This is a genomic window from Dactylosporangium maewongense, from assembly GCF_039531485.1.
Classification (GTDB): domain Bacteria; phylum Actinomycetota; class Actinomycetes; order Mycobacteriales; family Micromonosporaceae; genus Dactylosporangium; species Dactylosporangium maewongense.
In genome coordinates this window covers 396,262-422,598 of sequence record NZ_BAAAQD010000010.1, presented here as the reverse complement: position 1 = coordinate 422,598, position 26,337 = coordinate 396,262, and the positions used below count along the sequence as shown (strand labels likewise).

The following is a 26,337-nucleotide window of genomic DNA, read 5'->3' as shown; positions in this document are numbered from 1 at the left end:
CCAGGCGCCGGCGCTGCCCCAGCCGCCGCCGTTGCCCGCGAGCCCGCGCCGGGCGAGCCGGTCTGGGCGGCGGAGCCGCCGCCCGCGGGCCACGCGGCACCCGCGGCCCCGCTCCGGACCCACCCGGCGGGCAGCCGTTGGCGGAGGTCCCGCGTCCCTGTGCTGGTCGGCGCCGCCGGCCTGGTGCTCGGCTGCTGCCTGGGCGGGGGCATCGTCGCCGCCGGCGTGGCGGTCTTCGGCGACGGCCACCGCGGCGACGACCGGATCAAGATCGACCGCAACGACCGCGGCGACAACGGATTCCGCCCCGGCGGCCGCGAAGGCAACGGCCGCGGGGTCCGGCCCGGCCAGAACCCCGGCCAGAACCCGGGACAGGGCCCCGGCCAGGGCGGCAACCGCCGACCCGGCCCACCGGCCGCGTCCACCGCCCCGGCCCCCACGACCGCCGTTCCAGCCCCGTCCGCTTCCTGACCCGGACCGGACCGCCGGCGCGGCGACCCCCAGCCGGCTTCCAGACGTGGAGAAGCCCGGCGCACTCCGCCGCCGCTCGGATGAGCCCGCCCCGTAACGGGGCGGGCTCACGGTCTCCTAGCGGAGGTTGAACCGCCGGTCCAGTGCCGGATCGCGGTCGTCGAGGGAGGGGATGTAGGACGGGGCCGCCGGGGCGAGCGCCGCCGGGGCGGACACCCCCGCCCAGCGCTGCACGGCCGCCGTCGCGGTCGCGGACTCCGCCGGGGTGAGGCGGCTGATGTTCGAGCCGTGGTTGTAGCCGGCCGCCGTGTAGGACAGCGAATCCCTCGTGCCCGGCCCGAGGCGGAAGGGCTCCGCGCCCCAGGGGTCGTTCTGGCCGTACACGAACAGCAGCCGCCGACCGAAGAGCTTCACCCACACGTCGATGTCGTCCATCGCGAAGGGCTGGAAGCGCGGCACGATGTCGCGCGGGATGTAGGACTGCGCCCGGTCCTGGCCCCGGTAGTGCTGGAGGCCGGCGAGGTGCGGCAGCGACACGTCCGGGTAGCCCAGCTGGTAGGCCGCCTGGAAGTAGTACGGGACGTAGGGGTTCACGCCCTGGTCCGTGTTGGAGTCGATGCCGTAGATGGCGTCCAGCCACGCCCAGATGTCGTCGCTGGACGCGGTCGGCGCCGGCACGTCGACGCAGTCGCTCTCCAGGCTGTACTGCCAGAACGCCCAGGTCGTGCCGTTCACGATGAACTCGAACGCCCTGTCGGCGCTGCCGACGACCGTGAACGTGCGGGCGTTGGCCGCGGCCCACGCCTCGTAGCGGGCGACGAGCTCCGCGCGGCGGCGCAGCGCCTCGACCTGCACGGCGTCGAGCGCGGCCCGGCACTGCGCGGTGCCCACCTTGGTGAAGAACCGGTCGTACGCCGAGTCCTCGGCGTTGTTGACGTCCTGCGGCGCGACGTAGGCGACGGTGCCGTCGACGTCACTGGGGTAGAAGCGACGGTGATAGATCGAGGTCATGCCGCCCTTGCTGGCGCCCGTCGAGATCCACTTCTGCGAGTAGATCGGCTTGAGCGCGGCGACGAGACGGTGGTGGTCGGTGGCGGCCTGCCAGATCGTGAGCTTCGACCAGTCCGCCGGGTCGGGCCGCGACGGGGTGAAGTACCGCTGCTCGACGGAGATCTGGTTGCCGTCGACGAGCCGGGTGGGCTCGGAGCGGAACGCGTACCCCGGGACGTTGTAGCCGGTCGTGTGCAGCACCGTCGGCCGGTCGGTGCCCCGGTGCAGGAGCGTGAACCGCTGCTGGAACGTGCCCGCCGACGGCCGCAGGTGGTCGACCGGCTGGGTGATGCTCAGGACGAAGAACCGGTACGGCGCGGCGACCGGCTGCTCCTCCAGCACGGTCACGCCCGGGGCCGCCTCGAGCTGGTCGCGGATGTCGGTCGCGGCCGCCGCGGGGCTCCCGGCCACCACCGCCCCGACCAGCCCGAGCAGCGGCACTGCCATCGACACCAGCACACGCCTGAAGCGTGTCATCGCGCCCTCCCATCGACGATTTCGAGTACGTCGATGCACGCTATCGAGGGTCCGCCGCCTTCCGGCCCTCGTCCTGGCCCTTGACCTGCCGGTCCGGTGGCGTCAGATGCCGGCCGAGGAGCGGTCGGGCAGGCCGTGACGGGCGGCGACCGGGTTCCACACCACGAGGAACCGCGCCTTCGCGTCGCCGGCCAGCCGCGACTGGCGCTGCGCCTCCTGGTAGTCGGCCTGGTAGTCGGCCTGGTAGTCGGCCCCGCCGCCGCCGTCGCAGCCGCCGGCCTGGACGGCCTGGCCCCACAGGACGAAGCCGCGGTCGGCGGCGAGGGAGTAGCGCAGCGCGTCGGTGAGCAGGCCCCGGAGCTGCTCGCCCTCGGGGAGAGCGGACAGGTCGGCCGCGGCCACGGCGTCCAGCTGGGCCTGCCGCTCGGTGCCGACGGCGCGCAGGTCGGCGACCGCCTGCTCGACGGCGGTGCAGTCGTCGACCCGGGCGATGGCGGCGTTGAGCTTGGTCCTGCTGGCGACGCTGGCGTCGAGCACCGCGTCGACGGCGGCGGCCTGGGCCCGCGGGTCGCCGGGCACCGCGCCCGGCGCCGCGACCTGCGTCGGCTGACCCTGGCTCGCCGGCTGCCCGGTTGACTGCCCGGTTGACTGGCTGGCTGACTGGCCGGTTGACTGCCTGGGGATCTTCGGCCAGGCCGCGCCGGCGGTCGATCCGGCGGACGCGGGGGTGAAGCGGGTCCCGCCGGTCATCCGTACAACGGCGATGATGGCGCCGGCGAGCACCAGCACCGCGACGATCACGGTCAGCGGGACGCCGGCGCGGGACCGCTGCGGCGCCGCGTAGAGCCCGCGCGGCGGACCCGGCGCCGGGGACAGCGAGACGGGCGGCCCGGAGACCGGCGCCCCAGGGACCGGCATGCCGTACGGCGGCCCTGAGTCCGGCGAGCCGGAGATCGGTGGGCCGGAGATCAGTGGGTCCGGGGTCGGTGGGCCGGAGATCGGTGGCCACGAGGCCGGCACGGCGGCGTCGCGGGCGTCCTGGGACGGCGACCAGGCGACCGGCGGCCACGAGACGTGCGGCGGGGGCAGCGGCGGTAGGCCGTGGGCGTCCGGGATCGGGCGCGGCTCAGGCGCGGCGACGGCCGGCTCGGGCTCGGGGTTGGGGGGTGCGGGCCGCATCGGGAAGCCGCAGTTCGCGCACCGGATCGCGGCGGCGTCGTTGCCCGGAAAGGCGCAGATCGGGCACGTCATGCCACCGAGCGTATTGACGGGCACACGGCCGGCGACACCTCCGTCGGGGCCGACTCGACTGCCGACGGTCGGGTGCGGGTGGCCGTCAGGACGCACCCATTCGTGTCACGACTGCCCCTCGGCGCGGCGTGCGGCGGCCTCCTTCTGCCGGGCACGAAGCTGCTTGTACTGCTCACGGGCCTCGGGATGCCAGCCCTGGATGGCGCCCTCCACGGTCGCCGGGCCGAAGATCTTGAAGAAGAACTCGCCGAACCGATCTTTCGGTGTGCGCTGCGACCGCTTGAACATGCCCGAGACCCAATCGCTTTGTGTGCCAATAGTTGGTGTACCAATCGTCAGTGTACACTCGATCTCGTGACCGACAACCTCGAGGATCCGCTTGCCCTGGAGCGCCAGGTGTGCTTCGCCCTGGCGGTGGCCTCGCGCAACGTCATCGCGCTCTACCGGCCGCTGCTGGAGCCGATGGGCCTGACCCACCCGCAGTATCTGGTGATGCTGGCGCTGTGGCAGCGGGCGCCGCTGTCGGTCAAGGAGCTCAGCGGCCTGCTCCAGCTCGACCCGGGCACGCTGTCGCCGCTGCTGAAGCGGCTCGAGGCGGCCGGGCTGATCAGCCGGCAGCGGGCGCGCGACGACGAGCGGCTCCTCGCGGTCACGCTGACCGCCGAGGGGCAGGAGCTGCGGCGGCAGGCGGAGCTGATCCCGCCGGCCGTGTTCGCCCGGCTCGGCATGCCCCTCGACGAGCTGCTCCAGCTGCACGCCGCGCTCACCAAGGTCATCGAGGTCACCCAGAAGGAAGGGCCGGACGCCTCCTGAAGCGGAGCGCGCCCGGCCTGCCGCCCGCCTAGCGGCCCCCCATACCCCCGCCAGCCGGTGCCTGACCGGCGGTGACCGCCACGGCCAGGGTGGCCGAGCCGAGCGTGCCGCCCTGGGCGAGGCCGCCGGTGGAGGTGCCGGTCGAGGTCCCGCCGGTGTAGATCTTGTACTGGCTGCCGCCGGCGATCCCGGGTGCGGAGTAGACGAGGTTCTGGGTCGCCTTCGACGTGACGAACGTGGCGACCACCTTCCCCGAGCCGTCGACGACCTGGACGGCGGTGCCGGCGGCGACGGTGCCCGTGAAGGTCGCCGACAGCCAGCCCTGCGGGGAGTCGGCGCCGGGCGCGACCACCATGCCGGAGCTGCCGGCCGCGGCGAGGACGCCGCCGCTGATCGTGAAGCTGCCGTTGACGTCGAGGGCGCCGTTGCCGCGCTGGGTGGGGCCGTTGACGACGAGCGTGCCGCCGGTCATGGTCGCGGTGCCGTTGGAGTCGAACCCGTCGCCGCCGGCGTCGATGACGAGGGTGCCGCCGGTGATCGTGGCCGTGAAGTCGCCGACCTCCTCCCCACCGCCGCCGCCACCGAAGCCCCCGCCGCCGCCCTGCCGCCCGCCGGGCCCGCCCTGCGCACCCGCGCCACCACCCGTGTCGCTGCCCGCGCCGCCGCCGGACGAGCCGCCGGAGGAGCCCGAGGCGTTGAGGCCGTCGTCGCTGGAGATGACCGACACGTCGCCGCCGTTGACGGTGATGTGCGCCGACTCGAGGCCCTCGTAAGACCTCGCGACCTTCACCGTGCCCTTGTCGATGACGAGGGCCGTCTCGCCGTGCACGCCGTCGTCGCCTGCGGACAGGGTGAGCGTGGCGCCGTTGAGGTGCACGGCGCCGTCGCTGTGCACCGCGTCGTCGGCGGCGTCGACGGTCGCGGTGCCGCCCTCCAGCACGCTGATCACGCCCGACTTCAGGCCCTTGACGGACGTGTCGCCGGCCTTCGCGGCGCTGCCGCCGCCCGCGGTGACCGTGATCGTGCCGCCGGTCTGGACCAGGTCGGTGGTGGCGTCGACCCCGTCGCCGCCGGCCGTGACCCGCAGCGTGCCGCCGCGCACGGCGACGTAGCCGGCGTCGGCCTTCTCGGCGTTGTCGGCCTTGAGCCCGTCGCCGCCGGCCCGCACGGTGATCGTGCCGCCGGTGACGACGAGGTAGTCCTTGCCGCGGATGCCGTCGTCCACGGCGTCGACGGTGACGGTGCCGCCGGCGATGACCAACCCGTCCTTGCCGGTGATCGCGTCGTTGCCCTTGCCGTGCACGGTCAGCGCGCCGGACCCGGCAATCGTCAGGTCCGCGGCGCTGTACAGGGCGGCGTTGACGTCGGCGTCGTCCGCGTACGTGGTGGCGTCCGACAGCGTGTTGGTGCTGCCGTCGGCGAGGATGACGACGACCTGCCCGGCCGCCGTCGCCGCGATCGCCGCGCCGCCGGAGTTGCTGATCGTGGCGCCGTCGAGGACGAGCTTGACGGTGGCGTCGCCCGCGTCGACGACGATCTGCCCGTCGGTGAGCGTGCCGGTGATCCGGTAGGTGCCGCCCGCGGTGATCGTCACCTTCCCGCCGTCGACGGTGACGCCCTTGTTCGCGGCGACGGTGGCCGACGAGCCCGACAGCGTGACCGTGACCGCGTCGGAGGCGCTCCAGGCTGTGTCGGATTGATGGACGGCGGTGTTCGCGGCGAGGACCGCGGCCGCGCTCTGGGTGGCGTCGGCGGTCGCGGCCGCGGCGGCCGTCGACTGGGTGGTGCCACCCGACCCGGTCGAGGAGCCGGAGGAGCCGCAGCCGGCGAGGGCGGCGGTGGCGAGGACGGCGGACGCGACGGCGGCCAGTACACGGGAACGGATGCGCATCTCAGGACTCCCGGGTGGAAGGGGCGGAAGGGAAGTGCCGGCGCAGCGTCTGCGTCCAGCGGTTCGCGGGCAGTTCCGGCCGCAGCGCGGCGAGGCCGGTGGCGTACTTTGGACATCGGGCAGGGCCGGTGGCCGAGGGACCACAGCAGGCGGTCGGCCTCGCACGCGCCGCCGGCGGCCTTGGTCTCGACGATCACCCGGTCCGGCAGCCGGAGCGCGGCGCCGTCGAGCAGCTCCCACGTCAGTGCGGCGTCGACGGTGACCCGGCCGTCCGAGGCGGGCAGGTAGAGCGTCGTGCGCTCGTACCGGGTGACCAGCACCGGCCGCAGCGACGCGGGATCGCACGGGATGTGGGCACCTTCCAGGACCCCGCCGGTGTACGGCGCCCGCTCCTTCACCGTGGTGCCGCGCGGCCCGCGGGTCTTCACCTCGACGAACCGCCCGCCGGTGTCCACGTAGGTGCGGACCCGCACCTTGAAGCGGCGGCGCCGGCGGTGCGCGGCGGCGAGGTAGCTGTCCAGGCCGGGCGTGTCGAAGTAGTCGGAGCGGTAGCCGAACCGGCGCCGGCCACCGATGTCGAGGACCCTGGCGGTGCCGGCGAGGCGGCGCAGCACCCCGGGGAGCCGGTCGGCGGGCAGGAGGTACTTGCGGTCGACCCGGGTCTGCAGCGACGCCTGCCGCACGAGCTCGTCCAGGCCGATCGGGTCGAGATGGTCAGTGCCGTGGTCAAGGACGTCGGTGCCGAGCATCGTGGTCACACCGTCACCCGCGCGACGTTCCGCTCGACGTTCGGCGCGGCGCCGGACGCGGCGCCGGTGACGTACCGGACCTCGACGAGCGTCGTGTCGTTGACCAGGTCGACGTGGCGGACGGTCAGGTTGACCACCCGGCCGCCGAGCCGGCCCTCCAGGTGTGCCCGCAGCGCGGTCTCGTCGGTGTGGGCGCGGTCCAGGTGCATGGTCTGCTGGCGGTACCGGCCGAACAGCCGCGGATGGTCGGCGACGAACAGCCCGCCGATCACGAGCGCCATCAGCCCGGCGGTGAGCCAGCCGACCGTGGGGCTGAGCCCGGCGAGCAGGCCGAGCGCGAGGGCGGCGAAGTAGTAGGCGATCTCGTGCTGGGCGATCTCGTTGGAGCGCAGCCGGATGATCGACAGAACCCCGAACAGGCCGAGGCCGAGGCCCGCGCCGACCGACGACGAGCCGAGCACCATCGAGGTGGCGAGGACGCCGAGGTTCACCCCCAGGAACGCCACGACGAGGTCCCGGCGGTGGTGGCGGGGGAAGTACACCCCGAAGGTCAGTACGGCGATGGCGACCAGGTCGACACCGATGATCATCAAGTCGTCCACGGGAGATCCTTCATCCTTCAGTTCGTTGTGCGTTCATCAAGCCGGGCGGGTCTGTGCGCCACCTGTGAGGGCGCTGTGCCGCGGCTCCCGAACACGAACCGCTGCTGCGTGACGTAGCTGACGGCGAACAGCCCCGCCTCGGTGGCCACCTTCGCGGGCAGCAGCGGCAGGCCGGCCCGCACGAGCGTGGCGAGCACCAGGTAGTTGGCGACCGCGAGGACGGCGACCAGCGTCCAGTACCGGCGAGCCGCCACGGGAAGGGAGGACCGCCCGCCGCCGAAGACGAGACGCCGGTTGACCGCGAAGTTGGTGGTGGAGCTGACCGCCCGGGCGGTCAGCACCGACGGCAGCAGCGCGCCGGTCGCCGCGTGCAGCGCGAACAGCACCGCCGCGTCCACCGCCCCGGCCAGCATCGACGACCCGGTCTGCGTGTCCTGGACCCGGCTGCCGGTGACGGCCGCGAAGCACACCCTGGTCAGCGCGTTGCCGACCCGGCTGCGCAGCGGCACCGGCCCGGTGAACCACCGCACGCCGAGGGTCGTCCGCCGCGTCCGCCGTACGTGCGCCGCGACCCGCAGGACGTCCTCGCGAACACCGCGTCGTTGTCCGCCGCGATCCGCGACGTGTTCTCCACGATGTTCGTCCCGGATACGGACCGAACGTGTGCCGACCTTCCGCGTTCGCTGCGACCCCGCTGTGTCTGTCGTCCCTGCGACCGGAAGCGCCGCTCCTTCGCAAGGACGCGCTGTGGAGAGCGCTCCCTCGGCACCGAGGTGAGGGGTGGTCGCGGTGCGTGGGCGGTCACACACGCGTACGGGCTGCGGGAAAGCGGATTCTTGGAGAGCGCTCTCCCATTTGTCGGAATCCATTGACACCGATCCCGTACGAGGTTCACTGTGAAACCACAGAGAGCGCTCTCTTGCAAGATCATTCGCTGGGCCCGCTGCCACGGGCCCGGTGCCGGCCGGGCCCCGCCCCCGGCCGTTCCCGCAGAACCGGAGGACCCGTCATGTCCCGTAGTGCCCTCGCGGGCAGAACGCGGCTGCGCACCTTGGTGCTCGGTGCCGCGCTCACCGCGCTGGTCGGCACGTTCCTCACCGCCCAGGCCCTGCAGTCCGCCGACGCCGCCGAGACCCCGCTGTCACAGGGCCGGCCGGCGACGGCGTCCTCGACCGAGAACGGGGGCACCCCCGCCTCCAACGCGGTCGACGGCAACACCGGCACCCGGTGGTCGAGCGCGTTCAGCGACCCGCAGTGGCTGCAGGTCGACCTGGGCGCGACCGCCACGATCACCAAGGTCGTGCTCAACTGGGAGGCCGCCTACGCGCGCGGCTTCACCATCCAGACGTCCGCGAACGGCACCTCGTGGACGACGATCAACACCACCACCAACGGCACGGGCGGCGTGCAGACGCTCACCGTGAACGGATCCGGCCGGTACGTGCGGCTGAACACCACGGTCCGCGCCACGCAGTACGGGGTGTCGCTGTTCGAGTTCCAGGTGTTCGGCACCGGCGGCGTCCAGCCCACGCCGACCGGCAGCGCGTCGTCCGGCGCCGGCTGGATCAAGATGGACCAGGCGAAGTGGGCCGCGCAGCTCGCGCAGTTCAACGCGATGACCATGCACCCGGCGCCCGCCAACGCCGTGCGGGTCTCGGAGTTCAACGCCGCGTGCACCTACAGCCACTCGTTCAAGGACGACCCGATCGTCTTCCCCGGCCTGCCGGGCGCGTCGCACATGCACAGCTTCCTGGGCAACCGCGGTACCAACGCCAACACCACCACCGAGTCACTGCTGGCGAACACGTCGTCGAGCTGCGGCCCGGCGCTCGACCACTCCGCCTACTGGATCCCGACGCTGTACGAGCGGGGCGTGGCCATCGAGCCGCGCGGCGTGACCGTGTACTACGGCTCGCGCCTGCAGGACCCGACGAAGACGGTGCCGTTCCCGCAGGGCTTCCGGATGATCGCCGGTGACGCCAAGCGGCAGGTGGCGACCCCGTCCGGCGCGCCGGGCCAGTTCTGGTGCGCGGGTCCGGGCGGCGAGATCGGGCGCAGCGCCGACGGCAACTGGCCGATCTGCGCGCAGACCGCCAACCTCACCTTCCAGCTCGTCTTCCAGGACTGCTGGGACGGGATCAACCTGGACAGCCCCGACCACAAGTCGCACGTGTCGACCAACCTGGTCAACGGGCAGTGCGGCGGGGCGTTCCCGGTCGCGATCCCGAACGTCTCCTTCGTCATCGACTACAACACGCACGGCAGCGCGGACGGCTACACCCTCGCGTCGGGCATGGCGTCGTCGATGCACGGCGACAACTTCTTCGCCTGGGACAACGTGGCCCTCGGCCAGCGGGTGAAGGACTGCATCGTCCAGAAGGCCAAGTGCAACACCGCCGGCACGTTCTGACGACCGTCCGGCGACACTGACGTTCCACGGGTGAGAGACGTGGTCTCGGCTGGCGGGCCGGGACCACGTTCCCCCTGTCAGGTGCAGGCGACTTCGCGGAGGACTTAGCCCCGGCGCCACTTCTGGTTGGAGCTGCCGGTGCACGTCCACTGGATGAGCTTCGCGCCGTCGGCGCTGTTGAAGGACTGGATGTCCAGGCACTTGCCGGACTGCAGGTTCACGATGTCGCCCGCGGCGTTGAGCGTGAAGCGCTGCGCGCCGGTGCCGTTGCAGGTCCAGATCTGGATCTTCGCGTCGTTGGCGAGGGACCCGGCCGCGACGTCCATGCACTTGCCGCCGGCCTGGATGGTGTCGCCGACGAACGTCCAGTTCTGCGCGCCGGTGCCGTTGCAGGTCCACATCTGCAGCTGGTTGCCGTCGGTGAAGTTCGACGACGGCACGTCGACGCACTTGTTGTTCATGTTGCTGATGATGCGGTTGCCGGTCGGCTGCGGGTTGCCGCCGCCGGTGAACGAGGTGAGCACGATGCCGGCCGCCCGCGGGTCGCCGTCGTGCACGAGGGACTCGAAGGCGCCCACGTCGTCGAAGGGGAAGGCGTACGCCTTGCCGTCGACCATGTTCGCGTGAATGATCTTGGCGTACTGGTTGGTCGGGTTGTTCTTGTAGAAGTCCGCCGCGTTGGTGCTGGGCTGGGTGTCGATGGTGCCGAGCGTGCCGCGGTTGAGCGCGGCGCACAGCGTGCGGGAGATCGGCCCGACGACGAGGTCGTTGGGCGCGGCGAGGCGGCCGGCGCAGCCCCACACGTCGGCGCTCGTCGGCCGCTGGAACGACGCGACCTGCTGGCCGGCGGAGTTGGTGAAGTTCATGGTCGTGCCGGAGACCCGCCCGAAGTACTTCGTGTTCGGCTGGTCGCCGAAGGGCACCACGGTGAGAGTCTTCGACGCGTAGGCGCCCCACGCCGAGTTGATGTAGGAGTCGAGGTACGTGGAGCTGAGCCCGCCCGCCTCGGCCGCCTTGCCCGGGGCGAGGACGCGCAGCACGGTGCCGTCGCCGCGGGTGTAGATCGAGCCGCCCCAGCCGGCCTGGTTCCGGATGCCGTTGATGACGGCGTCGCGGCCGCCGGCGACGAGGTCACCGGTCCGCTTCGTCGCGCCCGTGGCGCCGGTGACGGTCACGGCGTGCGGCACCGCGAACATGTCGACCTGCGAGCTGTTGAGCCACAGGCCGGAGTCGTTGTAGGTGAACTCGCTCCAGTCGAAGAGGATGTCGCGGTTGGAGTCCCCGCCCGCCCACGGCGCGGGCTGCACGAGCCCGTCCGGGGTGAGGTAGAAGTTGATCCGCTGGCCGAGGGAGAAGTACACCCGGCCGGACAGCCCGCGCGGGATCTGGATGACCTTCGAGCCGCCGTTGCCGGGGCCCGCGATCGACACGTCGGGAGCCGGGGTCGGCGGGAGGCCGCCCGCCGGCCAGTTGTTGAACGTGCCGGCCGAGTTGACGTAGCCGAGCCGCCCGGTGCTCAGGTTGACGCCGAGCACGTAGAGGTAGACGGCGTCGCCGCGGCCGGTCGAGTTGGTGACGGTCATGGGCAGCAGGTTGGGCCCGATCGCCTGCGCGGCGGTGCCGGCCGTCAATATGGCCGGTACCGCCAGCAGGAGGGTTGCGGCTGCGCGCAGCAGCCTTCTCATGGTGCGCAAGGTGGCTCCTCGGTTCCGCTGGACAGCCCCGGTCGCGCCCGGTGGCGGCCGGGCAGGGCCGTCGCGACGTTGGGTTCGCCATGCGCCCAGTACCGAATCTGTGAAGATTCTTAACTGAGAGCGCTCTCACAGCATCGGGTCGAGATCGGAACATGTCAATAGTCGCGGGACTGGCCGGGTGGCTACCTGTTCGGGACGTGCGACCGCCGGCGCGGGGTGGCCTCCACGGTCGAGACCCGGTCCCGGCCGCGGACCTTCGCGTCGTACAGGGCGCGGTCGGCGGCGGCGAGCAGCGCCTCCGCCTCCGTGGCGCCGGACCGGGTGGACGCGAGGCCGATGCTCAGCGTCGGCAGCCCGTCGGGCAGGTCGGTGATCCCGGCGACCGCGGCCCGCACCGCCGCCGCGATGCGCCGCGCCACCGGCACGCCACCCTCGACGATCACGGCGAACTCGTCGCCGCCGAGCCGGGCCGCGACGGCACCGCCCGCGGCCGCGTCGCGCAGCGCCGCGGCGACCTGGACCAGGACGGTGTCGCCGGTCGCGTGCCCCCACGTGTCGTTGATGGTCTTGAAGTGGTCGACGTCGACGATGAGCAGGCAGTGCTCGGCGGCGGTCTTCCGGGCCGCGTCCAGCGCGGTGGCGAGGTCACGGTCGAACGCCCGCCGGTTGGGCAGGCCGGTCAGCGGGTCGGTGGTCGCCTGCCGCTCCAGCATCGTGACGAGCGCGTCCTCGCGGCTGCGCAGCTTCGTCACCACGACCGTCAGCACGCAGTACGCGGTGACGAGGGCGACGACGTCGGTGAGCCCGGCCTCCACCGGCTGCAGCGTGAACGTCACCGCCGCGTCGGTCCCGCTCGCCGCGGCGAGCAGCGCGTACGCCACGTCCTTGCGCAGGAACGTCGCGGCGTAGATGAGCGGCCACAGATAGTACAGGTGTGCGCTGACACTCACGTCCTCGGTGGCGAGATTCAGCCCACCGATGATCGCTACGCCGAGTATCGGCACAGCGACCCAGAACGGCTCCGGAACCCGCTGGGGAACCAGCCGGCAGCACGCCCCGGCGAAGATCATCGCGCCCGCGGTGACCACCGTCGCGACGATGCCCGCGGCGCTGCCGGCGAAGCCGGGGACCAGCAATGCGCAGGTCCCGACCACCGCGCCGCCGAGCATGAGGAAGTACGCGACGGCGCGCGTCGCGGCCGTCCTGTCCCGGGCGAGGATCATCGACCGGCGCGGTTCTACCACCCCGGCAGATTCGGCATCCGGGCCCCGCATCTGAGCACAACGTGACGATCAGGGGGTGTGCCTACCCCCTGCGTCGGCTGCGGACCACCTACAATTCCCCAGCGGTTCGCTGATCGTTGGGTTGCGGACGCAAGGGGCGATCGACGATCGGGGGCGCATTGCCTGCTCGGGGAAACGGGTCACCTGCCGTCCCGCAGACCGGCGAACACGTCGTCGATCAGGGGACGGCCGGGTGCCCGGCCGTGCTGGACGAACCACTCGCGCCCCATCAGCAACCGGAACAGCGGCCGCGGCAGCTTCTGCAGGATCTCCAGCGTGCGCCGTCCGGTGTCGGCGCCGGCCTGACTGGCGTGCGCGGCCATCGACGCGCGCTTGGCCGGGGCGTAGCGGCGCACGTCGACACGGTGCGTGATGCGCTCCGGGTCGGCGAAGGTGCCGGCGAAGCGCGCCGGGTGGAAGTCCGCCGGCACGCCCGGCAGCCAGTGCACGGCGCGCAGCACCCGCTGGAGCAGCCGCCGGTCGACCGTCGCCTCCAGCACCACCGGCGTCCCGGCGAGCTGCGCCGCGAGGGTCCCGACCCGGTGCACCTGCACGTGGTCGGGGTGGCCGTAGCCGCCGGCCGGGTCGTAGACGGTCAGCACGTCCGCGCGCTCCTCCGCCAGCAGCGCGGCCAGCCGCCCGGCCGCCTCCCGGGGGTCCGCGTCGGCGAACGCGCCGGCCGCCCCGGACGGCGCGTCGGCCATCCCGGAGTCCTCGTAGTCGAGGCACTCGACCCGGGCACAGCCGAGCGCCTCCGCCGACGCGTGCAGCTCGGCCAGGCGGCGCCGCGCGAGGGGCCCCTCCGCGAGCACCGCCGAGGACGCCAGCCCGGCCCCTCCGGCGGTGGCGACGACGAGGACCACGCGGTGCCCCTCCGCGGCGGCCCGGGCGAGGGTCCCGGCGGTCAGCAGCGCCTCGTCGTCGGGATGCGCATGAAACGACACCATCGTGTACGGCACCGGCCAATGCTCCCATCTCTCCCGGGACGTCGGCCGTCACCACCTCGGAGCCGCAGTTCATGAGAATCGCGCACGTCACCGACTTCTACCTTCCCCGTCTCGGCGGCATCGAGATGCACGTGCACGACCTGGCCCTCCGTCAGCAGGCGGCCGGCCACGACGTCGAGATCGTCACCACCACGCCCGGCACCTCCGCGGACGACGGTGAGCTGCGGGTGCACCGGCTGTCGGAGCGGCTCTTCGTGCTGCCCGCCGAGGTGCGCCCCGGCGTGCTGCGGGCGGGCCGTTCGCTGCTGCTGTCCGGCCGGTACGACGTGCTGCACGTCCACGCCGGGCCGGCCTCGCCGCTCGCCTTCGCCGCCGCCGGGCTCGCCGAGCACGTCCCGACGGTCGTGACGATCCACTCACTGCTGTCACACCTGGAGTACGCGTTCCGGGCCCTCGACGGCGCCGCCGGCTGGTCACGCTGGCCGGCCGTGTGGACGGCGGTCAGCGACGTCGCCGCGGAGCCCCTGCGGCGCCTGGTGTGGCCCGCGCAGGTGCACGTGCTGCCCAACGGCATCGACGCCGACCGGTGGCGGATCCAGCCGCACCCCACCGACCCGCGGGGCGTGCTGGTCGTCGCCGTGATGCGCCTGGCCGCCCGCAAGCGCCCGCTGCAGCTGCTGCGGATGCTGCGCCGGGCCCGGCTGGCGCTGCCCGGGACGACCGGCCTGCGGGCGGTGATCGCCGGCGACGGCCCGCGGCGCCCGGCGATGGAGCGCTACCTGCGCCGCCACGGAATGGCCGGATGGGTGAGCCTGCCCGGTAGGCTGTCCCGGTCGCAGATCAGGTCGCTGTTCGCGCAGGCCGACCTGTTCGTCGCGCCGGCGATCCTGGAGTCCTTCGGGATCGCGGCGCTGGAGGCCCGGTGCGCCGGGCTTCCCGTGGTCGCGCGGGCCGAGGGCGGAATCGGCCATTTCATCACCGATGGCAGGGAGGGTGTCTTGGTCGACAGCGACGCCGCGATGGCCGACGCGATCGCCGCGCTCGCCACCGATCCGGAGCGGCGCGGCCGTATCGCCGCGCACAACCTGGCGACGTCGCCACCGGTCGCGTGGCCGGACGTCCTCGCCCGGACCACCAGCATGTACGACCTGGCCGCCGCGGCGCACCACGCTCCGATCGGCGCGCGCGCGTGACCGGGCCGGAGCGCAGCGGAGTGCCCGGTCACCATTGGCACAGTGCCGGGTCGCGCCGACTCCGGAGCGCAGCGGAGGCGGCGGCGTGACCCTGAACCCCGTTACCGAACGTCCCACCACCGCTCCGGTCACCCGGCGGCGCCGCCCCAACATCCTGGGCGAGCTGCTGATCGTGGTGCTGCTGGTCAAGGTGTACGACCTGATCCGCTCCCTGGCCGCGGTCCGGGAGGCGCCCGCGCACCGGCACGGCGCCGAGGTGCTCTCGATCGAGCGGCTCCTGCACCTGGACTGGGAGCTGGCCGCCAACCGGTGGCTGACCGACCACCCGCCGCTCGCCCTGGCCGCGGTGTACTGGTACCAGTTCGCCCACATCGGCGTGGCGCTCGCGGCGCTCATCTGGTGCTACATCGCCGGGCCGGAGCTGTACCGGCCGATGCGCAACGCCCTGGTCATCACCAACGTGACCGGGATGACCGTCTTCTACCTGCTGCCGGTCATGCCGCCGCGGCTGATGCCCGGCGGCGGCTACGTCGACACGATCCGCGAGGCCGGCTTCAGCCTCGACCACGGCGGCCAGGTGCCCGCCGACCAGTACGCGGCGATGCCGTCGCTGCACCTGGCGTGGGCGGTCTGGACCGCGAGCGTCGCGGCGGCGCTCCTGGCGGCCCGCGGGCTGCACAGGTGGCGGGCGCTGTGCTACCTGTACCCCACGACCACCGGCGTCGTCGTGGTCGTCACCGCCAACCACTGGGTCCTCGACGTCGTCGCCGGGGTCGCCGTCGGGCTGGCCGCGGTCGCGCTCGCCCCGGCGCTGCCGCCGTTGCCGGACCGGCTCACCACCTGGCCGTCGCGCGTCTGGCGGTCGTGGCGCGGCGGTTCGCCGTCCGGCACGCCGTCCTCGCGCGCCGGGTCGCCGTCCGGCGCGCCGGAATCCGTGTCGTTGCGCGGCGGCGCGCCGTCTGGCACACCGGACTCCACGTCGTTGCGCGGCGGGTCGACGTCCGGTGCAGTGGACCGGGCGCCGTCGTGGCGTGGCGCGTCGCCGGACTCCGCGGCGCCGGAGCGGGCACCGTGGCGGCACGAACCGTCGGACGCGGCGCATGACCGGACATCGCGGCACGCAGCGCCCGACCGGACGCCGTCGCGGCGGGACGCGTCGTCAGACTCCGCGGCACCGGGGCGGACACCGTGGCGGCACGAACCGTCGGACTCCGCGGCGCACGACCGGGCAGCGGCCCGGTCGGTCCCGGTGTCAGATGATGCGGCGGCGCAGCAGGACCGCCAGGACGAAGGCACTGGGCAGCAGCGGCACCCACACCGTGATCAGGCGATACCCCACCACCGCACCGAGCGCGACCGCGGAGGAGACGCCGATCGCGGTCAGGCCGGCCAGCATGGCGACGTCGAGCGCGCCGATGCCGCCGGGTGACGGCACGAACGCCGACAGCGTCGACACCACCAGGTAGAGCACGACGGCCGTGCCGACCGTCACCGCCACGCCCAGGCTGCGCAGCACCGCGTACAGGATGATTGCGTGCAGCAGGGGCGTGGAGAACGACCCGAGCCAGAGGGCGGCGGCCCGGTAGGGGTCGCGCAGCACGCCCCAGAGGCGGCGCAGCTCCTCGCCGACCCTGCGCCCAGCCCCGACCGCCCGCTCCGCCATCCGGCGGCGCCACGCCGGGCGCACGGCGGCCGCGAGGCCCGCCGCGAGCGCCAGACCGCAGACGGCGAGCAGGATCCAGCCGGCCGGCCCGGCGGCCCGCGACACGGAGTCGCGCCACGACCCGGGCACGTGGATGCCGCGGGCGAGCGACGGGCTGATCGCGACGGCCACCACGAGCAGCAGCGTGTGCGTGACCGCGCCGACGAGCGTGTTGAGCCCGACGGATCCGACCGCGGCGCCCGGGCCGAGACCGTGCTTGCGCAGGAACCGGATGTTGATGCCCATCCCGCCCGAACCGGCCGGCAGCACGTGATTGGCGAACGATGCCGCCACCTGTACCGCCAGCAGCCGGCCGACCGGCGGCCGCAGCGACATCGAGCCGATCTGCGTCACCGTGCCGGCCACCCAGATCGACGCCGTGCCGAGGGCGGCGACGACCAGCCAGGCGCTGTTGGCCCGGGCGAGCCCGGCGGCGCCCGCGCTGACGGTCGACCAGTGCGTGACGCCGAGCACCACCACGGTGACCGCGACGGCGATCGCGAGCAGCATCCGGGGCAGCGAGGAGCCCAGCACGCTGCTCTTGCCGGTCTCCTCGATGGCCTCGACCGCCTCGGTCGCCACGGTGTCCGGCGCGGCGTCCTCGCAGGCTGCCTGGTTCACGCTCATTCCGCTCCTACCGCTCGTGCGACCGACGGAACATACCTGACGGGCCCCTGGGCGTGAATCGGCCCAATTCCTGCATTGCGCCTGATCCGGGCGCCAATTCTACAGATGGCCCGTTGCTGCCCACGGTCGCGAACCGACCCGCACCGGCCTGGTGAACGCATGGCAACTCCCCTGCTACCCGCCGAAGACGGCCGCGAAGGCCGCGCGGACCGGGGAGCCGCTGACCCGGTCGTACACGGCGAAGACCACCTCGTCGAACCGGTCGACCTCACCGAGCGCGGCGGCGAACGCCCCGGCCACGTCGGCCGGCTCGTTGCGGAACACCCCGCAGCCCCAGCCGCCGAGGATCAGCCTGCGGTGACCGTACGCGGCGGCGACCGCGAGGACGCGACGGGCCCGGCGGTGCAGGATCGCCGGGACGTCGCCGGCGTCGCCCGGCTGGTTGCGCAGGATCGCGCCCAGGTTCGGCGCGGCGGAGGTCAGGAACGCGGCCCGGTGCGGCACGTCGAGCAGCCGGCCCTTGTCGTCGCGGAACACCGGCACGCCCGGCGAGTGGATGACCCGGTCGCTGTAGCGCAGGTCCCGCTGCTCGCGGTGGAACGCGTAGAACTCGGGCGCCGCCCGCAGGCACGGGTACAGCGCCGAGGCGCGGGCCAGGCTCTCCTCCTGCGCGACCGCGCCGCCGAGGAAGCCGCCACCCGGGTTCTTCGCCGACGCGAACACCAGGCACGCCACGTCGTCGCCCAACCTTCTGGCGGCGGCCAGCGTCGACTCGCCCGTGACCGCGATGCTCGCCTTCGTGGGCCCACCCTGCGGCGGCGGCAGGGTCTCGTCCGGCAGGTACAGCGTCGTCCCGGCGACGGCGGCCCGCACCGCCGGGCCGATGTCCACGACGCCGCCGGCCTCGGTGCGGTACTCCCCCGCCTCGGCGATCGCGACGGTCTGCCGGGCGATCTCCCGAAGCCGCCCGCTCACGCCGCGGGCCTTTGACCATGTGTTGGCACCTGGTCACGGTACCGGCCCGCTTCAACCGGTTGGGCCGCTCCCGGGACGGGTACATGACCGGTATGCCTCTCGACGCGCAACCGCCGCGGCGGAGGGGGACCGTCGGGCACCCCTACAGCCCGCTGAACCTGCGCCTGGTGCTGGCCACGTTCGGCCTCGTCACCTCGATCGCCTTCGCGGTGCTGCTCTTCCGCGCCCACCTGCCACTGCCCGCGTGGGCGTTCGTGGTCCTCGCCGCCGTCGCCGCTGTCGACCTCGTCGTCGTGCAGCTCCGCCGCCGGGCCCGCGGCGGCCACCACTCGCTCTTCGAATAGCCCCGGTTGATCCATCGACGCCGCGGGCATAGGTGAGCCATGCCATGGATCGTGTGGGTGCTGGTGGGTGCCGTGTCGCTGCGCGCCGGGATCGGGCTCCTGGTGCTGTGGGACCGCCGCGCCGCGGCCGCGCGCCGCTCCCCCACCGCAACCGGCTGACCTCGGGCGCGGCTCGCCCACCTTCGGGCGACAGGTGCTATCGACCGGCGGTTATGCCACGCTGACGGTTGGGTACCACCCACCACACGCCCGGCGACGCCGCACGGAGGGATGGCTCGATGTCCACACCCGTGAGGCGATCACACGCCCGGCGCCCCCTCGCCGAGCGCCGCATGGTGGCCGCGGTCCTCGCGGTCGCACTGCTGGTCCTGTTGGTGCTGCTGCTGTCGTACTGCGTGGCGAACCGCACCAACCGCAACGGCGCCGCCCCGGGCACCACCCCGACCGCGTCCCACACCGCCTCCCCGCCCGCCCCCACCCGAACCGGTTCCCCGACAGGCACGAGCGGCGCAGGCAGCACCTCGACGACCGCGGGCGGCAGCTCCAAGGCCCCCGGCGGCGCAACGGGCGGCGCGACCGGCAACCCAACGGGCGGTGCGACGGGCAGTGCGACGGGCGGCGCGGCCGGCAGCTCGGCAGGTGCGGCGAGCGGCAACTCGGCGGGCGTGACAGGCAACTCGACGGCCACCGCCACCGGTGCCGGCTCGACAGGCGCCCCCGCAACCCCCAGCGGCGCCCCCGGAACAGGCGGCGGCGGAGGCCTCGGCATGCGCAACCCTCTTCTCGCCGGCACAGGCATAGCCCTGCTCCTCATCGCCGCGGCCCTGACCGTCTTCCGCCTCCGCCCGGCTTCCGGCTGGCGCTGATGCACCCCGAACCACCCACCCCGACGGATGCCACCGCCCCACCCCGGATAAGTCCGGACGCAAGCGCCGGACTTATCCGACATTTCGGATTTGTCCGGAGGGGAAAGACGGAGAAGGCTCCCGCCGCGCAACACGGGAAGACGGAGAAGGCATCCGCCGCGCAACACGGGAAGACGGAGAAGGCATCCGCCGCGCAGAACGGGAAGAAAGAGAGCCCCGCCACCCAGGACAGCGCGAAGGACAGCACCGCAGCGGAGGGCGCTGTAGGGCGGGTTGTCGGGCGGGGGCGGGAGCGGTGGGCGGCGATGGAGGACCGGCAGCGGAGGCGGGTCCTCGACGTCGTGACCGCTGTCTGTGCCGTGGCCGGGCTCGCGCTCGTGATCGTCGGGGCGGCGCCGGCGGAGGAGCCGCAGCGTCGCACCGAGCAGGCCGCCGCGGCAGCCGATCAGGAAGTGCTCGGGCCGCCCGGGCCCCGCGTGTCCGTCCGAGCGACGGCCGCGGCCTCCAACACCACCACCGGCGCCGCGTCTGGCTCCTCACCAGCCCCCGGGACAGGGGCAGGCGGGGGCGGCACGGCGGTGGGGATGGGGTTCTCGGTGCCCGTACACCTCGAGATCCCGGCGATCGGGGTCAGCACGGCGCTCATGGGGCTCGGGCTCAACCCTGACGGGACGATCGAGGTGCCGCCGCTGCGGGCCAAGGCGCCGGCGGGGTGGTACCGGCAGCTCGCCGCGCCCGGGGAGGTCGGGCCGGCGGTGGTCCTCGGGCACGTCGACACGAGGAGTGACGGGCCGGCGGTGTTCTACCGGTTGCGGGACCTGCGGCCGGGCGACGAGGTCAGCGTGCGCAGGGCCGACGGGCGCACGGCGGTGTTCGGGGTGGACCGGGTCGAGGAGTACGCGAAGGCGCAGTTCCCGTCCGACGAGGTCTACGGCGCGGTCGACCGGCCGGTGCTCCGGCTCATCACGTGCGGTGGGACGTTCGATCGGCTGCGGCGGTCGTACCGTGGCAACGTCGTCGTCTTTGCGACGCTGCGCCGGGCCGGGTGAGGGCGTGACCGTAGGGTCTGCAGGATGTTCGCGACGATGTTCGTGGCCGCGCTCGTCGCGGTGGTCTACTGCGTCCTGATCGCCCGGCACCTGATGGTGGCCAGAGCGGAGCGCGGTGGGCAAAAGCACGACGTTGAGGCCGCGGCGGCCCGGGAACTGCTGGACGGCACGATGACCAGGGCCGAGTACCGCGCGACGATGGAGTCCGTCGCGCGGCAGGCGGGGCACCTGATCAGGGTGCCGGAGTGAGTCAGATGCGCTTCGGGGCGGGCGGCAGCTGCATCGGCGGGCGTTGCATCGGCAGCGCCGGGCGGCCGTAGAGCTCGATCGCCTTCTTCGCGAGGGCCTTCGTCGCGCCCGCGTTGGCGAAGCTGCCGAGGATGATGGCGGCGCCGGGGACGATCTTCGCGAAGATGCGCTTCGCGGCCTTGACGCCGGCCATCTGGGCGAGCTTGAGGCCGAGGGTCAGCAGCATCTGGTTGATCGGCCGGCGCTTGTCCGGCAGCAGCGCCCCGACGCCCTCCCGGCCGCGCGCGACCTGCAGCGCGGTGCGGGCCGTCTGCGTGTACTTGTGGACCCCCTGCAGGACGAGCAGCTCGGTGGCCCGTTCGGGGTCGGCCGGGTCGTGCCCGTACGCGACGGCGATGAGCAGCACCATCTTCGCCTGCGTCCAGGCGAGCACGCCGACGTCGAGCACCGCCCCGGCCAGCCCCACGGCGCCGGAGACCGCCCCGGAGAGCCGGGCGTGGTTGGTGTACCGGTATGCCACCATGCTCGCGATGGCCTCCGGCGGGGCGCCCGGGTTCTGGGCGCGCAGCTTCTGCAGTTCGAGGACCATCTTCGGCCCGATCCTGGTGACGGCCTCGAGCGCGAGGTGCTCCGGCGCGTACTCGGGGTCGGCCCGCATCTTCTGCCACAGCCCCGGTGGCGGCCCGTCGTCGACACCGTCGGGCGATGGCTGCGAGGGCTGCGGCCCGGGACCCTCGTCGCCGGGCACCCACGGCGGACCCGGGTCGACCATCGGCGCCCGCGGCGGCCCGCCGTCGTCATCGATCCCCGCTGCGCCACCAGCAGAAGCCGCGGAAGGCGCGGAAGCCACGAAAGGCGCGGAAGGCGCGGCGTTGGACGCCCAGATCGGGGCAGGGGGAACGGCTTGCGAGGCGCCGTCGGCGTGGTCGGGGGTCTGCGGCGGCACGTCGGTCACACGAAGACTGTAGGAGATCCACGCAAACAGCGCGCGGACCGATATCCGACCGCACCCGCGCCGCTACCAGCGTCCGCGCCCGCGGGTCACTCCGCGAGCCGGGCCGCGTGCCGGTGCTGTTGTTCGGTGGCGAACGACATGAACTCGACCATGTGGCGCAGCGTCGCGTCGTCGTACCGGGCGAGGTGCTCCTGCCCCTCGGCGACGATCGGGCCGTAGATCTCCGCGACGACCCGGTGCGCGTGCGGCGTCGGGTGGACGGTGACCCGGCGGCGGTCGGCTGAGTCGCGCTCGCGGGTCACGTACCCGGCGCGCTCGAGCCGGTCGATCGCCGTCGTCACGCCGCCCGTGGTGAGCCCGGCGGCGGCCGCGAGCTCCCCCGGGCTGAGCGGTGACGGCGCGAACAGCAGCTCCAGGCAGCGCGTGTCGGTCCGGTTCAGCCCGAGCCGGTCGGCGACGCGCTGGTCGAGCACGTCGACGGCGCGCTGGTACGCCTGCATGACCTGGCCCAGCTCGGCGAGCAGATCGGCGCGTGCGGTCGTTCCCACTTGCCGATCGTACGGGATCCCTCGTACGCTAAGACACTAGAAAATCTAGCTACTCGACAATCAAGGAGCATCGGATGCGCGTGATCGTGATCGGTGGCGGTACCGGCGGCATGTGCCTCGCGCACGGCCTCCGGCGGGCAGGGGTGGACGTGCGGGTCTTCGAGCGCCACCGGACGCGGACCGACGGGCTGCACGGCTACCGGGTCGGCATCGACCCCGACGGCAGCCGGGCGCTGAAGGCGTGCCTGCCCCCCGACGTGTACGACCTGTTCGTCCGCACCTGCGCGCGACCGCCGGAGACGTTCGCGTTCCTGGACGAGCGGCTGCGCCGCACGCTCACCGTGCCGCTGCGGACACCCACCGACGACGTCAACGACGAGAAGTCCGTCAGCCGGATGACGCTGCGGCAGGTCCTCTACACGGGCATGACCGACGTCGTCCGCTTCGGCAGCGACTTCACCCACTATGAACAGACCGAAACCGAAATAACGGCATATTTCGCTGACGGCAGCTCGGTCACCGGCGACCTGCTCGTCGGCGCCGACGGGACCAACTCGCGGGTCCGCGCCCAGAAGCTGCCGCACGCCCGCGTCGAGGACTCCGGCGTCGTGGCGATCGGCGGGAAGGTGCCGCTCACCGGCGAGACGCGGGCGCTGCTGCCCGAGGGCGTGTTCCCCGGCATCGGCCTGGTCCTCGCCCCGCGGGGCATGGCCTGCATCCTGCACGTCATGGAGTTCCCGTGGGGCCCCGGCGGCGGCTCGCCCGTGCCCGGCGACCCGACGGTCGACCACATCAACTGGGGCGTCTCCGCGCACCGCGACCGCTTCCCCGCGGACGTCACCGGCCTCGACGGCCCGCGGCTGGTCGCGCAGACCCTCGCCATGACCCCGCGGTGGAGCCCGGCGCTGCGGCGGCTCTTCACGCTCACCGACCCCGCCACCTGCTTCCCGATCAACATCCGCACGTCGGTGCCGGTGCCGGCGTGGCCGACCGACCGCGTCACGCTGCTCGGCGACGCCATCCACACCATGACCCCCGGCCAGGGTGTCGGCGCCAACACCGCGCTGCGCGACGCCCACAACCTCGTGCGGGCACTGACCTCCGGAAGCCGTTCGCCGCGGGTGTACGAGCGGCAGATGCTCGACTACGGCTTCGCCGCCGTGGCCGCCTCGAAGGCCCGCACCGGCGGCGACCAGCTGGTCCACCGGCCGGTGATCGGGCGGCTGGCCCTGGCCGGCCAGCGGGCGTTCCTGCGGACCACCGACCGGGTCCCGGCGCTGAAACGGAGGTTCGAGGCTTCGCTGTACACCACCCGCGGCGGCGACAGGGAGTAATTCCGGGCGCGTGCCGTCGGGGCGCCGGTAGGGTGCGGCGCGTGACAGACATCGTGCGGGGCGGCGTCGCACCCGGGTTCGAGGCGGTCCGGTCGGCGTTCGAGGACCTGTTCAGCTCGGGCGCGGAGACCGGCGCGTCGGTCGCGGCCCACGTGGGCGGCGCACTCGTCGTCGACCTGTGGGGCGGCTGGGCCGACGCGGCGAGGACCCGCCCGTGGGAGCCCGGCACGCTGTCGACCGTGTTCTCCGCCGGCAAGCCGGTCGCCGCGATGGCCGTGCTGCGCAGGATCGCCGACGGCAGGATCGACCTGGACGCGCCGATCGCGACGTACTGGAAGGCGTTCCCTCACCCGTCCGCCACCGTCCGTCACGCCCTGTCCCACCAGGCGGGCCTGCCCGCGGCCCGCTCGGCCGCCACCGCTGCCGCTCCCCTACCGCCGGCCGGCGGCGACCCGCACCCCGGTTCCGCCGCCTTCCCCCTTCCCGACATTTCCGAAATTCTCGACAGCTCCAGGTTCGCGGCGGCGATCGCGGCCACGCCGCTGGAGTGGGAGCCGGGGACGGCGTTCGGGGAGCACGCCCTCACGTACGGCACCATCCTCGGCGAGATCCTCCTCGGCGCCACCGGCGAGACGGTCGGCGAGGTCGTGCGCACGTTCGGCCTCGACGTCCACTTCGGACTGTCCACCGCGGACGGCGCCCGCTGCGCCGAGGTCGAGCACGCCACCCCCGACTGGCCCGAGCGCCAGCTGTCCGGCCACGGCGAGCTCTGGTCCCGCGCGCTCGGCCCGGTCGAGCTGCTCGCCACCGACGTCGTCAACGGCCCACTCTGGCGCACCGGCGAGCTGCCCGCCGTCAACTGCCACGCGACCGCCCGCGGCCTCGCCGCCTTCTACGAGGCCCTGCCCCGCCTGCTGCCCGCACCGCTGCTCACCGAGGCGCTCGGCCCCCAGGCGGTCGGCGTCGACCGGCTCCTGGAGGAGGACGCGACCTGGACCCTCGGCTGGCGCCGCGACGGCTCCTGGTTCGGCATGGGCGGCATCGGCGGCTCCTCCGCCGGGCACGACGAGTCGCTGGGCTACAGCCTCGCGTACGTCACCCGCCGCCTCGGCGACCACGGCCGCGGCGACACCATGTACGACACCCTCGAGGCCATCCTCCGCGGGTAGCCCCCGCAAAGGGGCGTCAGCGGCCGCCGGCGACGCGGATCGTGGTGCCGGTGGCGTACGACGCGGCGTCGCTGAGCAGCCAGGCGATCGCCTCGGCGATCTCGGCGGGCTCGCCGGGGCGGCCGAGCGGGAGGTTCGGGCCGGCCTTCTCCGCGCGGTCCGGGTCGCCCGAGACGGCGTGCATCTCGGTGCGGATGATGCCGGGGGCGACGCCGTTGACGCGGATACCGGCCGGGCCGAGCTCCTTCGCCAGGCCGACGGTCAGCGTGTCGAGGGCGGCCTTGGTGGCGGCGTAGTGGATGTACTCGCCGGGGCTGCCCAGCGTGGCGGCGCCCGAGGAGACGTTGACGATCGCGCCGCCGCGGGGCAGGACGCGGGCTGCCTCGCGGGCGCACAGGAAGGCGCCGACGAAGTTGACGTCGACGACGCGGCGCAGGTCGGCGGTGCGCAGGTCGGCGAACGGGCCCATCGGGGACGTGACGGCGGCGTTGTTCACCAGGCCGGTGACCGGGCCGAGCTCGGCGGCCGCGGTCGCGAAGAGCCGGGCCACGTCCTCCTCCACCGACGTGTCGACCTGCACGGCGACCGCGTGGCCGCCGGCGGCCGCCACGGCGGAGACCACGGAGGCGGCCGAAGCGGCGGACTGCTGGTACCCGACGGCGATCCGGTGCCCGTCCGCGGCGAGCCGGACGGCGGTGGCGGCGCCGATGCCCCTGCTGCCGCCCGTGATGATGGTGATCTTCTCCACCACGGCAGCTTAGGCGAGCGAGGCCCGGGTGTGGGGCAGCCGCCAGCCGGACAGGTCGGGGCCGAGGGGCACGACGCCCGACGGGTTGATGTCGCGGTGGACCTCGTAGTAGTGGCGCTTGATGTGCTCGAAGTCCACCGTGTCGCCGAAGCCCGGGGTCTGGAACAGGTCGCGGGCGTAGTCCCACAGGACCGGCAGCTCGGTGAGCTTCTGCCGGTTGCACTTGAAGTGCCCGTGGTAGACCGCGTCGAACCTGACCAGCGTGGTGAACAGGCGGATGTCGGCCTCGGTGATCTGGCCGCCGACGAGGTACCGCCGGGTCGACAGCCGCTCCGACAGCCAGTCCAGCCGGGCGAACAGCCGCTCGTAGGCGGCCTCGTAGGCCTCCTGCGTGCCGGCGAACCCGGCCCGGTACACGCCGTTGTTGACGTCCTTGAAGACCAGCGCGTTGACCTCGTCGATCTCCTCGCGCAGCGCCGGCGGGTACAGCTGCGGCGAACCGGGCCGGTGAAACTCCGCCCACTCCGTGGAGAGGTCCAGGGTGATCTGCGCGTAGTCGTTGGTGACGACCTGGCCGGTGGTGACGTCGACGACGCACGGCACGGTGATGCCGCGCTCATAGCCGGGGAAGCGGGCGAAGTACGCGTCCTGGATGCGCTCGATGCCGAGCACCGGGTCGCGCCCGCCCGGGTCGAGGTCGAAGGTCCAGCTGCGCGGGTCGTGCGTCGGGCCGCAGACGCCCATCGAGAGGACGTCCTGCAGCCCGAGCAGCTCCCGCACGATGATCGCCCGGCTCGCCCACGGACAGGCCCGGCTCACCACCAGCCGGTAGCGGCCGGGCTCGACCGGGTAGCCGTCCCGTCCGTCGGCGGTGATGCGGGTGGTGATGTAGTTCTGGTCCCGCTTGAACTCGCCCGTCGACCGGTATGCACCCATGCGT

The 26,337-nt window shown here is 73.4% G+C and carries 25 protein-coding genes and 3 pseudogenes; 12 read left to right on the top strand and 16 right to left on the bottom strand.

Features of this window, described 5'->3' with window-relative positions; genetic code table 11:
• Nucleotides 1-471: pseudogene (locus tag ABD332_RS26400) on the top strand (hypothetical protein); the annotation flags it as partial.
• Between the two features lie 117 nt (nt 472-588).
• On the opposite strand, the gene ABD332_RS26395 reads toward ABD332_RS26400, so the two are convergent.
• The 3 genes from ABD332_RS26395 to ABD332_RS26385 all read right to left on the bottom strand — a co-directional run bounded on the left by ABD332_RS26395 (nt 589) and on the right by ABD332_RS26385 (nt 3,537).
• Nucleotides 589-1,998, bottom strand: a complete 1,410-nt coding sequence (locus ABD332_RS26395; RefSeq protein WP_344504804.1) for a S28 family serine protease — start codon at nt 1,996-1,998, stop codon at nt 589-591.
• Between the two features lie 102 nt (nt 1,999-2,100).
• On the bottom strand, nt 2,101-3,249 hold the full coding sequence (locus tag ABD332_RS26390; protein ID WP_344504803.1) for a hypothetical protein: 1,149 nt from the start codon (nt 3,247-3,249) through the stop codon (nt 2,101-2,103).
• Nucleotides 3,250-3,354: 105 nt separating this feature from the next.
• Entirely contained in the window at nt 3,355-3,537 is a 183-nt protein-coding gene (locus tag ABD332_RS26385; protein WP_344504802.1) for a hypothetical protein, read from the bottom strand.
• A gap of 66 nt (nt 3,538-3,603) precedes the next feature.
• Here ABD332_RS26385 and ABD332_RS26380 point away from each other — a divergent pair, with 66 nt between their 5' ends.
• A complete protein-coding gene (locus ABD332_RS26380) occupies nt 3,604-4,062 on the top strand; it encodes a MarR family winged helix-turn-helix transcriptional regulator (RefSeq protein WP_344504801.1) in 459 nt (152 codons plus the stop codon).
• 28 nt (nt 4,063-4,090) lie between these two features.
• On the opposite strand, the gene ABD332_RS26375 is transcribed toward ABD332_RS26380, so the two are convergent.
• Nucleotides 4,091-5,953, bottom strand: a complete 1,863-nt coding sequence (locus tag ABD332_RS26375; protein WP_344504800.1) for a carbohydrate-binding domain-containing protein — start codon at nt 5,951-5,953, stop codon at nt 4,091-4,093.
• 294 nt (nt 5,954-6,247) lie between these two features.
• On the opposite strand from ABD332_RS26375, the gene ABD332_RS26370 reads away from it, so the two are divergent.
• Nucleotides 6,248-6,412 (top strand): hypothetical protein, encoded by a 165-nt coding sequence (locus ABD332_RS26370; RefSeq protein WP_344504816.1) that lies wholly within the window; start codon nt 6,248-6,250, stop codon nt 6,410-6,412.
• On the opposite strand, the pseudogene ABD332_RS26365 reads toward ABD332_RS26370, so the two are convergent.
• The 3 genes and pseudogenes from ABD332_RS26365 to ABD332_RS26355 form a co-directional block, all read right to left on the bottom strand.
• Nucleotides 6,391-6,702, bottom strand: a pseudogene (locus ABD332_RS26365) (VTC domain-containing protein); the annotation flags it as partial. The gene ABD332_RS26370 and the pseudogene ABD332_RS26365 overlap by 22 nt on opposite strands.
• A gap of 5 nt (nt 6,703-6,707) precedes the next feature.
• Nucleotides 6,708-7,304: a DUF4956 domain-containing protein gene (locus tag ABD332_RS26360; RefSeq protein WP_344504799.1), complete on the bottom strand. Its 597-nt coding sequence runs from the start codon at nt 7,302-7,304 to the stop codon at nt 6,708-6,710.
• Between the two features lie 17 nt (nt 7,305-7,321).
• A complete protein-coding gene (locus ABD332_RS26355) occupies nt 7,322-7,834 on the bottom strand; it encodes a GtrA family protein (RefSeq protein WP_344504798.1) in 513 nt (170 codons plus the stop codon).
• Nucleotides 7,835-8,313: 479 nt separating this feature from the next.
• Between ABD332_RS26355 and ABD332_RS26350 the strand changes: the two genes are divergently transcribed.
• Nucleotides 8,314-9,714, top strand: a complete 1,401-nt coding sequence (locus ABD332_RS26350; protein ID WP_344504797.1) for a DUF1996 domain-containing protein — start codon at nt 8,314-8,316, stop codon at nt 9,712-9,714.
• A 104-nt stretch (nt 9,715-9,818) separates the two neighbouring features.
• On the opposite strand, the gene ABD332_RS26345 is transcribed toward ABD332_RS26350, so the two are convergent.
• The 3 genes from ABD332_RS26345 to ABD332_RS26335 all read right to left on the bottom strand — a co-directional run bounded on the left by ABD332_RS26345 (nt 9,819) and on the right by ABD332_RS26335 (nt 13,650).
• The gene (locus ABD332_RS26345) at nt 9,819-11,408 is read right to left on the bottom strand and encodes a beta-1,3-glucanase family protein (RefSeq protein WP_425552287.1); all 1,590 of its coding nucleotides are present in this window, start codon (nt 11,406-11,408) and stop codon (nt 9,819-9,821) included.
• 182 nt (nt 11,409-11,590) lie between these two features.
• Entirely contained in the window at nt 11,591-12,652 is a 1,062-nt protein-coding gene (locus tag ABD332_RS26340; RefSeq protein ID WP_344504795.1) for a diguanylate cyclase, read from the bottom strand.
• Between the two features lie 179 nt (nt 12,653-12,831).
• Complete coding sequence (locus ABD332_RS26335) at nt 12,832-13,650, bottom strand: PIG-L deacetylase family protein (protein WP_344504794.1); 819 nt, start codon at nt 13,648-13,650, stop codon at nt 12,832-12,834.
• Between the two features lie 59 nt (nt 13,651-13,709).
• On the opposite strand from ABD332_RS26335, the gene ABD332_RS26330 reads away from it, so the two are divergent.
• Both ABD332_RS26330 and ABD332_RS26325 read left to right on the top strand, forming a co-directional pair.
• Complete coding sequence (locus tag ABD332_RS26330) at nt 13,710-14,831, top strand: glycosyltransferase family 4 protein (protein ID WP_344504793.1); 1,122 nt, start codon at nt 13,710-13,712, stop codon at nt 14,829-14,831.
• A gap of 85 nt (nt 14,832-14,916) precedes the next feature.
• A pseudogene (locus ABD332_RS26325) lies at nt 14,917-15,621 on the top strand (phosphatase PAP2 family protein); the annotation flags it as partial.
• Nucleotides 15,622-16,083: 462 nt separating this feature from the next.
• On the opposite strand, the gene ABD332_RS26320 reads toward ABD332_RS26325, so the two are convergent.
• Nucleotides 16,084-17,160, bottom strand: coding sequence for a lysylphosphatidylglycerol synthase transmembrane domain-containing protein (locus tag ABD332_RS26320; protein WP_344504792.1), 1,077 nt, complete (start codon nt 17,158-17,160; stop codon nt 16,084-16,086).
• Nucleotides 17,161-17,334: 174 nt separating this feature from the next.
• On the bottom strand, nt 17,335-18,135 hold the full coding sequence (locus tag ABD332_RS26315) for a TIGR02452 family protein (RefSeq protein ID WP_344504791.1): 801 nt from the start codon (nt 18,133-18,135) through the stop codon (nt 17,335-17,337).
• Between the two features lie 92 nt (nt 18,136-18,227).
• Here ABD332_RS26315 and ABD332_RS26310 point away from each other — a divergent pair, with 92 nt between their 5' ends.
• From ABD332_RS26310 to ABD332_RS26295, 4 genes are all read left to right on the top strand, one after another.
• The gene (locus ABD332_RS26310; RefSeq protein ID WP_344504815.1) at nt 18,228-18,479 is read left to right on the top strand and encodes a DUF6343 family protein; all 252 of its coding nucleotides are present in this window, start codon (nt 18,228-18,230) and stop codon (nt 18,477-18,479) included.
• 278 nt (nt 18,480-18,757) lie between these two features.
• Nucleotides 18,758-19,345 carry a hypothetical protein gene (locus tag ABD332_RS26305; protein WP_344504790.1) on the top strand — a complete coding sequence of 196 codons (588 nt, stop codon included), beginning with the start codon at nt 18,758-18,760 and terminating at the stop codon, nt 19,343-19,345.
• Nucleotides 19,346-19,650: 305 nt separating this feature from the next.
• Entirely contained in the window at nt 19,651-20,394 is a 744-nt protein-coding gene (locus ABD332_RS26300) for a class F sortase (RefSeq protein WP_344504789.1), read from the top strand.
• A 24-nt stretch (nt 20,395-20,418) separates the two neighbouring features.
• Nucleotides 20,419-20,643: a hypothetical protein gene (locus tag ABD332_RS26295; RefSeq protein WP_344504788.1), complete on the top strand. Its 225-nt coding sequence runs from the start codon at nt 20,419-20,421 to the stop codon at nt 20,641-20,643.
• Nucleotide 20,644: 1 nt separating this feature from the next.
• On the opposite strand, the gene ABD332_RS26290 is transcribed toward ABD332_RS26295, so the two are convergent.
• Both ABD332_RS26290 and ABD332_RS26285 read right to left on the bottom strand, forming a co-directional pair.
• The gene (locus ABD332_RS26290; RefSeq protein WP_344504787.1) at nt 20,645-21,598 is read right to left on the bottom strand and encodes an EcsC family protein; all 954 of its coding nucleotides are present in this window, start codon (nt 21,596-21,598) and stop codon (nt 20,645-20,647) included.
• 86 nt (nt 21,599-21,684) lie between these two features.
• On the bottom strand, nt 21,685-22,146 hold the full coding sequence (locus ABD332_RS26285) for a MarR family winged helix-turn-helix transcriptional regulator (RefSeq protein WP_344504786.1): 462 nt from the start codon (nt 22,144-22,146) through the stop codon (nt 21,685-21,687).
• A 59-nt stretch (nt 22,147-22,205) separates the two neighbouring features.
• On the opposite strand from ABD332_RS26285, the gene ABD332_RS26280 reads away from it, so the two are divergent.
• Together ABD332_RS26280 and ABD332_RS26275 are read left to right on the top strand one after the other, a co-directional pair.
• Nucleotides 22,206-23,480, top strand: a complete 1,275-nt coding sequence (locus ABD332_RS26280) for an FAD-dependent oxidoreductase (protein WP_344504814.1) — start codon at nt 22,206-22,208, stop codon at nt 23,478-23,480.
• A 41-nt stretch (nt 23,481-23,521) separates the two neighbouring features.
• The gene (locus ABD332_RS26275) at nt 23,522-24,649 is read left to right on the top strand and encodes a serine hydrolase domain-containing protein (RefSeq protein ID WP_344504785.1); all 1,128 of its coding nucleotides are present in this window, start codon (nt 23,522-23,524) and stop codon (nt 24,647-24,649) included.
• Nucleotides 24,650-24,665: 16 nt separating this feature from the next.
• Here the strand turns inward: ABD332_RS26275 and ABD332_RS26270 are convergent, their stop codons facing one another.
• Nucleotides 24,666-25,397 (bottom strand): SDR family oxidoreductase, encoded by a 732-nt coding sequence (locus ABD332_RS26270; protein ID WP_344504784.1) that lies wholly within the window; start codon nt 25,395-25,397, stop codon nt 24,666-24,668.
• Between the two features lie 9 nt (nt 25,398-25,406).
• Nucleotides 25,407-26,333 (bottom strand): glutathione S-transferase family protein, encoded by a 927-nt coding sequence (locus ABD332_RS26265; RefSeq protein WP_344504783.1) that lies wholly within the window; start codon nt 26,331-26,333, stop codon nt 25,407-25,409.
• Between the last annotated feature and the right edge of the window lie 4 nt (nt 26,334-26,337).